The 7,810-nt window shown below is 63.9% G+C and carries 7 protein-coding genes; all 7 read right to left on the bottom strand.

Annotation, left to right across the window (positions count from 1 at the left end; translation table 11 throughout):
• Positions 1-38: 38 nt before the first annotated feature.
• Positions 39-296 carry a type II toxin-antitoxin system ParD family antitoxin gene (locus AAC023_RS12515; protein ID WP_339741532.1) on the bottom strand — a complete coding sequence of 86 codons (258 nt, stop codon included), beginning with the start codon at positions 294-296 and terminating at the stop codon, positions 39-41.
• A gap of 79 nt (positions 297-375) precedes the next feature.
• A complete protein-coding gene (locus AAC023_RS12510) occupies positions 376-2,100 on the bottom strand; it encodes a tetratricopeptide repeat protein (protein WP_339741531.1) in 1,725 nt (574 codons plus the stop codon).
• Positions 2,101-2,118: 18 nt separating this feature from the next.
• The gene (locus AAC023_RS12505; protein WP_339741530.1) at positions 2,119-4,314 is read right to left on the bottom strand and encodes a glycosyl transferase family protein; all 2,196 of its coding nucleotides are present in this window, start codon (positions 4,312-4,314) and stop codon (positions 2,119-2,121) included.
• Between the two features lie 4 nt (positions 4,315-4,318).
• Positions 4,319-5,521: a UDP-N-acetylglucosamine 2-epimerase (non-hydrolyzing) gene (gene wecB / locus AAC023_RS12500; RefSeq protein WP_339741529.1), complete on the bottom strand. Its 1,203-nt coding sequence runs from the start codon at positions 5,519-5,521 to the stop codon at positions 4,319-4,321.
• A 191-nt stretch (positions 5,522-5,712) separates the two neighbouring features.
• The gene (locus AAC023_RS12495) at positions 5,713-6,453 is read right to left on the bottom strand and encodes a PepSY domain-containing protein (protein ID WP_339741528.1); all 741 of its coding nucleotides are present in this window, start codon (positions 6,451-6,453) and stop codon (positions 5,713-5,715) included.
• A gap of 29 nt (positions 6,454-6,482) precedes the next feature.
• The gene (locus AAC023_RS12490; protein WP_339741527.1) at positions 6,483-7,268 is read right to left on the bottom strand and encodes a copper resistance protein B; all 786 of its coding nucleotides are present in this window, start codon (positions 7,266-7,268) and stop codon (positions 6,483-6,485) included.
• A partial coding sequence (locus AAC023_RS12485; protein ID WP_339741526.1) for a multicopper oxidase domain-containing protein occupies positions 7,255-7,810 on the bottom strand: 556 nt, incomplete at its 5' end. The genes AAC023_RS12490 and AAC023_RS12485, both read right to left, overlap by 14 nt.

Here is a 7,810-nt window from a genome sequence, read left to right as displayed (position 1 = left end):
AGATCGCCTCGACATCGGCCTCGGCCCTGATGGTGAGCCTATAGCCGGCCATCGGCCTTCAACCGGTTTTCGACCCGCGCCTTGATATCGGCGGGCGTGCTGTCGCTGATCCCGCTCTGCAGGCTTTCCTGCACGATATCACGCAGCTGGTTCTCGGCGGCATGGCGTTCCTGATCGCGGCGGATCAGATCACGCATATACTCGCTGTCATTGGCGTAATGGCCCGACTGGATCCGCGTCTTGATCCAGCTTTCCATCGCGTCGGGGATCGTGATCGTCTTGCGCATCATGGTCATGGGTGCGGCTCCTCCCGGGTGAGATTAGCACACACCCCACGAATGACCAAAATCATACTATGAGCACACAGCCCCGTCCCTAAAAGCTGAACACCACCCGCGCCATCAGCGCATCATCGCCACTGCCTTCGACGTCGAACAGGTATTCGACGTCGAAATCGACGCGGCGGCGATAGGCGTGGTGGTCATCCTCGCCAAACCAGTGCGAGACCGAGACGCCGGGGCCGGCTTCGAAGCGGTCCTGGCTGCCATAGATGTCGTCGGAATACTGGGCCACGGCGGTGACATAGGGCGTCACGGTCCAGCCTTCAGCGGTGCGGAACCGGCGGCCCTGGCGAAACTGTGCATAGGCGCCGAAATACTCGTTATCGCCGGGGATATAGGCGAGATCGGCATAGACGCTGGTATAATTCCAGCTCGACGCGTCCGGCTGCCAGTCATAGCCATCGGTCCAGCCATAGCTGGCGCGCAGCAGCCAGTCATCGCGGGCAGTGTCGCCGAGCGCGATCAGGCGTTCGCCGGAGAGGCTGAAATCGACCGACTGGAAGGGTTTCCAGCGCGCACCGAGCCCGAGCTGGGCGCTGTCCTCATCAATGCTGAAGGCGCCGGGATCCATGCCGACATAGCCGCGCGCAAAGGCGGTGATGCCGGTGCCGTTCTCGTACAGGCCTTCAGGGCGCCAGCTGAACTCGGCGCCGAGCGAGGAATAGGTGATGCTGTCCTGCAGCCCGCCCGAGAGCGAGACGCCCTCATTGCGATAACTGGCATAGGCAAAGCCGGAGGTGCGGCTTTCCAGCGCCGTGACTTCGCGGCGCAGCCGGTAGAGCCGCTCGGCATGGGCCGCCTCGCCGCCATCGGCGCGCAGCCGGTCGATCACGCCGATGAAGGCGGCGCCGGCCGCGTCCTGCTGGCCGGCATCCTTGAGGGCATAGGCCTGGTCTTCGCGAATGCCGAGATTGTCCGGCTGCACGGCAATGACCTCACCGAAATGCCGGGCCGCCTCGGCATTCTCGCCGATCGAGCGCAGGGCATAGGCCAGCGACAGGCGGACATCGGTATTGCCGGGATCGCGGGCGAGCACGGTGCGGAATTCGCCGATCGCGGCGCGCGGCTCATTGGCCGCCTGCAACATCAGGCCATGGTCAAACCGGCGCCAGGTCTGGTCGTCAATCGCGATGGCGCGCGCCATGTATTGCGCCGCCATCTCCGGCTGGCTGTCGCGCAGCACCTGGGCCTGTTCGTCATAATATTGCGCCAGGGCGACGCCTTCGAACTCACCGGGACGCACCTGCCACAGGCGCGACTGGGCGTCGGCAGCGCGGCCGCTGAGCCGGGCGGCGCGGGCGGCCTGCAATTTGTCGGACGGCGCATCGGAGAGCTGGGCCGCATAGTCCCAGCCGATCAGGGAACGGTCCCAGTCGCCCTGCGCCTCGGCCTGATAGCCCAGCGAGCGCAGCGCGAAGAGCTGCCCTTCCGTGTCGAGCTGGTCGCGGCGGCGCACCACTTCCCACAAGTCGCTGACGGCGCGGGCGCTGTCACCGGACTCAATGGCACAATTGGCAGCGTCGAGATAATCGCTGGCGCGGCCGAGCACGGAGCCGAGTTCTTCCCAGATCGGCATCGCCTCGGCGCAGCGCCCTTGCGCGTTGAGCTGGTAGGCATGGGCGCGGGCCGAGGCAATCTCCTCGGGCGTCAGATCGGCACCGGCGGTCGTTACCCAGCCGAGCGCGGCGGCAGAGGCGCCGAGCAGCATGGCGGTGCGGGTAAAACGGGCGCGGCGGCGCGGTTTGGCGGTGACAGACATGGGTTTATTCCTTTCCACTCAGGACGCGGACGCGTCGAGGGCGAGTTCCGGTTGACTGTCGACGAGGATTTTCCAATCCGCATCCGACACTATGCCCGATTCCCGGGCGATTCTGATGAAATCGAAGGGCGCCTCGCCCGCCTCGCTGACGCGGCGAATTCCCATCCAGATGGCGGCGATCTGTTCGTCATCGGCCAGGGCCAGACGCTTGAGGATCCGGGATGCGCGCAGATCGGGTTCCAGCGCGGTCCGGTCCCAGGCGAAACGCAGGCCAAAGGAGACATCGCTGGCCGGCGCGATCGCAAAGCTGATCGCCGGTTTCAGCGCCGCGCGCAGCTCGGCCTCGGCGGCCTCGTCGAGCGGTTCGGCGACAGCCAGGTTGAGCCCGGCCTTGCCCTGCCCCAGCGGGAAGACACCGAATTTGCGCGCCAGCCCGGCATCGACCAGTTCGCGGACCTCGTCCTCGACCAGCAGCGGATCGAACGCCTCGACCGGATAGCGCGACACTTCGCTCCAGGCCGTGGCGATCTCCTCTTCGGTGGCATGACCGGCTCTGACCAGCACCGTCGCCAGCCCGATGCCGGCGGCACTGGCCTCGGCCTCGGCGGCGACCAGCGTGGCGTCATTGACGATGCCGTAGAATTTGAGCGCATCGCCGAGCGTATTGCCCTGGCCGCTGATCTCGGCCATCGAGGGATAGGCGTGCATCGTCTTGTCCCAGGTGATGCGTTCACCGGTGATCATGTGGACCGCAAAGCGGCGCGCGGCGCGCATCGAGGCGAGGAAGCCGACATAATTGCCGACCACCATGCGCACCGGCGACAGGATGGCGTGTTTGAGCCCGTGCGCCGAAGCGGTGAAGATGACGCGGTGGACGACCCGGTTGACCAGGAAAAGGAAGTTGATCAGCACCAGCGTCCACACCCAGCTATTATGGTCGATCAGCGGCGGCAGGGTGCCGACCGAGGGCACCAGCTTGGTGACGATCCAGTACAGCGCCCACTGGAAGACGATGGCATAGGCCAGCATGCCGGTCGGCGCCGTCCAGATCGCCTTGCGGTCGCGATACAGGAAATAACGGTGTGAAAACGGGCCGATCCAGCCCAGCTGTTTCCAGCCGAGATAGGAAATGCCCAGCATCCAGCGCGATTTCTGCTTCACCGAGACCGACAGATCGTCCGGGAAATATTCGCGCGTGCCGACCAGTTCGCGGCGATAGATCGTGCGCATGCCGCTGCCATGGCGGCGCTTGACCTCGCCGACGGGAACCTTGGCCCAGAAGCGCACGAATTCCGATTTGAGACCGGCCTGGAACAGGCGGTGGCCGACATCATAATCTTCCGTCAGGCTGTCGGTATTGAAGGGCTGGTTGTCGCGCTCCTGGCACAACAGCTCGATGCACCAGCGCGAGAAGGAGGTCGCGACACCGGCCGAGGGGACGAGGCGCGTCATCGCCGAGCGCGCGATCAGATCCTTGCCATGCCATTCGGCGAACTCGTCCATATAGTGACACGGCACCAGCTCATTCCATTTGCGCGGCATGGAGAGCACCGGCAATTGCACCATGTCGGAGCGGTCGAGATAGGCATTGACCACCTTGAAGGAGAGCGGGTGGATGACGTCCTCGGAATCCTGCATCGCGAAGGCGTCGTAATGCACGCCCATCTTCTTCTCATGCGCGAAGATGTTCTGGATCATCCAGTTGAGGCAATCGGCCTTCGAGGTCGGGCCGGGATGGCCGACCATGGCGCGCACGACCTGCTTGTGCTGGCGCGCAATGCGGTCAACCTCGGCGATGGTGTCGGGGTCATTGGGGTAGCAGCCGACGAAAATGTCGTAATGGCTGTATTCCAGCGAGGTCAGCGTATTCATCAGCATGCGCGCGATGACATCGCTTTCCTGCCAGGCCGGCACCATGATGGCGAGACGCTTTTCCGGCGCTTCCATGATCGTCTTGGTCGTCGGCACGAAGCGGAAGGGCCGCGTCAGGACGCGCTGGCCCTGCAGCACCCAGAAATACAGGTCGAGGAAGGCGTCATCGGTCGAGGAGATGAAGATCGCGATGGCGGCATAGATCGTCGCCCAGCTCAGCCCCGTCCAGTAGAGGCGCGCCATTGTGGCGCCATCCAGCCCCAGCGCCCAGTCGGCGACAGACAACCAGCTATTCGCCCCGAAAGCCTGGATTGCCGCGAGTATTTCGCCCCAGCCCTCCACGATCTCAAGCCTCGGCCTTGACGCGGGTCGCGCCTTCGACCGGCAGGGCGGCCGGGCGCAGCGCTTGGAAAGCTGAGGCCGATTGCGGGGCCTCGGGCTTGTTGCCGGCCCCGAGGAAAACGGAGACCAGTTGCGCGATGCGGCGGCCGGCATGACCGTCGCCAAACGGGTTGGCGGCGCGCGACATGCGGCGATAGGCGCGCGGATTGTCGAGCAATTGGCGGGCATGGGTCAGGATGGTCTCGGTGCGCGAGCCGACCAGGCGGGCAACGCCGGCCTTGACCGCCTCGCCGCGTTCCGTCTTGTCGCGCAGTACCAGCACAGGGACACCAAAGCTCGGCGCCTCTTCCTGCACACCGCCGCTGTCGGACAGGATCAGATGGGCGCGCTTCATCACCGCAACGAAAGCGGGATAGGCGAGCGGCTCGACCAGGTCGATGCGTTCCTCGTCGCCCAGCAGGGCTTCAATCGGGCCGCGCACACGCGGATTGAGATGCACCGGGATGACGAAGCGCAGATCAGGATATTGATTGCGCAGCAGCTTGATCGCCGTGCAGACACCGGCCACGCCATCATCCCAGTTTTCGCGCCGGTGCAGGGTGACCAGCACAAGGCGTTCCTCGGGGCGCAAGCGGTCAAGCGCCCGCGGGTGGATTTCCATAGACCCGACCATCTGGACCGCGTCGATCACGGTATTGCCGGTCATGCGGACCTTGCCGCTGGAGATACCCTCATCGGTCAGGTTCCTGGCTGCAGCGCGGGTCGGCGCGAAATGCAGATCGGCGATCGGGGAGATCAGTTTGCGGAAGCCTTCCTCAGGGAATGGATGACGCAGATCGCCTGACCGCAGGCCTGCTTCGACATGGCCGACCGGAATATCATTGAGAAAGGCAGCCATGGCACCGGAGAATGCCGAGGCTGTATCGCCCTGCACCAAAACGAAATCGGGACGGCTGGCGTTGAATGCCTCGCCGATATCGCGGATGAGCGCGCTCGTCAGGCTGGTCAGCGCCTTGCCATTCCAGTCGAGCTGGAGGCGGGTGTCAGGTGTGATGCCGAAAACCTCGAGCGTCTGGTCGGCGAGGCTGCCGTGCTGCCCGGTGGCGATCCACTCCGGCTGGAGGTTTGACTGACCCAGCAATGCGGCGCGAACCGGCGCCAGTTTGATAACTTCCGGGCGCGTGCCCGCAATGATTGAAACTTTCATGATCCCAGCCCCAGCTGTCCCGGCGCTTCGATCGGCAGAAGCACCATCATCATCCCCGGCGCTCCGGAGACACTGGGTTTATCGTTGGGAAGTGGGGTCGAAACCGCGCCGGGTTACGGCGATTTAAGGATCAATTAAGGTTATTCCGTCCGGCATGGGACCATTGCGGGGCACTGCGGGTCATCGGGCATTCATGTTGGGGTTTTCGCCTGCTCCTGCCTGAGGGCGATCAGCAGGCTGCGCCGCATCTTGATGAAGAGCAGGAGCAGACCGGCAAAGACGGTCACCAGGCTGAACAGGGCGAAAGCCTGCAGCCAGATCGTGTTGAAATCATCGCGGTCCTGATAGCCCATAATGTGGAGCATCCAGAAAAAGTCGAACAGCCGCCATTCATCATTGCGGCGGCTGGTGAGCATGCCGGTCTCGACCGCGTAATAGAGACTGGTGCCGTCACCATCGTCGAAATTGACCCGCCAGGCGGGCAGCGGCGCATCGCGATATTCGGTCGTTGAGGCCTCGAGAAATTCGGTCGAGGACGCCGCCAGCTCTCCGAGATGGAATTGCTCGGCCAGCGCAATTGCCGTGGTTTCGGAGATCGGGGTCAGCCGTTCGCCATTTCGGGCATCGATCAGATGGCGGGTGCCGGAATAATCCTCGACCTGATACACAGCCCGCCCCAGCCAGGGCATTAATTCCACCCGCTTCACCACGCCGGACAGCCCGGCGAGTCCGGCCGCTTCGGCCGGCGAGATCACACTCGCAAGCTCGAGATCGATGACCGGGACCGGCGCCACATTCTGATCGCCATGCACATTATCAATGTCCAACAGGCTCATCACCGCACCGCCGGCAACCCAGAGCACGATCTGGATGCCGACCAGAAGCGCCAGCCATTTATGGATCCGTGCCGTCCACCGCAAAACTGCCGTCATGTAATGCCCTCGCCTGGCCGAAGCCGGAGTTAAAACCAGAAGCGGATGCCAACGGCAATAACACGGTCACTGGCCGCCTCGCCGCGCAAACGCGCCAGATCGGCGGTATCGCCCTGCAAATCATGCCATTCGATCCCGATATAGGGCGCGAATTCGCGGGTGATTTCATAGCGCAGGCGCAGGCCGAATTCGGTTTCTGTCAGTCCGGAGCCGAGATCATGTCCGGCGATCTCGCCCGCCGCGAAATGAAGTTCGGCGCGCGGTTGCAGCACAAGGCGCTGGGTGATGAGAAGCTCATACTCGGCCTCCATGCGTGCCGTCACATCGCCGGCATCGCTCAGAAAGACCGCGGCATCCACCTCGAACCAGTAAGGCGCGAGCCCCTGCAGACCGACGACGCCATAACTGGTCGATGGACCCGGCTCGATATCATGGCGCACACCGAGCTGAAGATCGAAATTGGGCGAAATGGCGCGGCTGTAGAGCGCCTGCAGCTGGGCCGATTCAAATTCCGATGCGTCGAAGGCATATTCGCCCTCGGTCTTGAACCAGAACTTTTGCTCATCGCCGCCAACCCAGCCCTGGGCATCCCAGAGCAGGGCGTCGTCATCGCCGCCGCTCAAGTGCTCGAAGCGGTCGACCAGCACCATGGAATGCGTCCCGCCCATGCCGTGGAACATGTGCGCGCGGGCTGCGGCCATGCGTGCCGGGTCGGCATCGACCGGATTGCCCTGGCGTGCCTGCGCGCCAAAAGCGGCAAGCGGCAGCACGGTCAGCGCCAGCAGCGTGGCGGCGAGTATTCTACATATGGCCATGATGATCTCCATGCCCCGGGCGGACCGAAACGACCTGCATCATGCCGGCATGCATGTGGAAGAGAAGATGGCAATGAAAGGCCCACTCCCCCAGCGCGTCGGCAGTAACATCAACCGAGAGCCGCTCGGCCGGTTTGACGATGATGGTGTGCTTGCGCGGCTTGTGGCTGTCCTCGCCATTGACGACATCGAAGAACATGCCGTGCAGATGGATCGGGTGCGGCATCATGGTGTCATTGACCAGGGTCAGCCGCAGGCGTTCATTGTGCCGGAAGACGATCGGCTCGACGAGCGGCGAGAAGGCGGCCCCGTCGAAGGACCACATATAGCGCTCCATATTCGAGGTCAGATGCACCTCGACCTCGCGCCCCGGCGGACGCCGGTCCGGATTGGGCTTCAGGCTCTTGAGCTGGGTATAGACCAGCACCCGGTGCGGCTCGTCCGCCAGACCGATACCGCGCTCGCCGAGCCGGTCGAAGACCATGGCCGGCATCATGGCGACGCCGGGACCGGTGGGGTGGTCATGGGTCAGCGGCGCCTCC

Source organism: uncultured Maricaulis sp., from assembly GCF_963976135.1.
Classification (GTDB): domain Bacteria; phylum Pseudomonadota; class Alphaproteobacteria; order Caulobacterales; family Maricaulaceae; genus Maricaulis.
This window is presented reverse-complemented; position numbering and strand designations above follow the sequence as displayed.

What these genes read in the sequence shown, in the direction of transcription:
- AAC023_RS12490 (WP_339741527.1), bottom strand. Translation starts at nt 7,268, where the DNA reads ATGGCCATATGTAGAATACTCGCCGCCACGCTGCTGGCGCTGACCGTG.
- AAC023_RS12515 (WP_339741532.1), bottom strand. Translation starts at nt 296, where the DNA reads ATGACCATGATGCGCAAGACGATCACGATCCCCGACGCGATGGAAAGC.
- AAC023_RS12495 (WP_339741528.1), bottom strand. Translation starts at nt 6,453, where the DNA reads ATGACGGCAGTTTTGCGGTGGACGGCACGGATCCATAAATGGCTGGCG.
- wecB (WP_339741529.1), bottom strand. Translation starts at nt 5,521, where the DNA reads ATGAAAGTTTCAATCATTGCGGGCACGCGCCCGGAAGTTATCAAACTG.
- AAC023_RS12510 (WP_339741531.1), bottom strand. Translation starts at nt 2,100, where the DNA reads ATGTCTGTCACCGCCAAACCGCGCCGCCGCGCCCGTTTTACCCGCACC.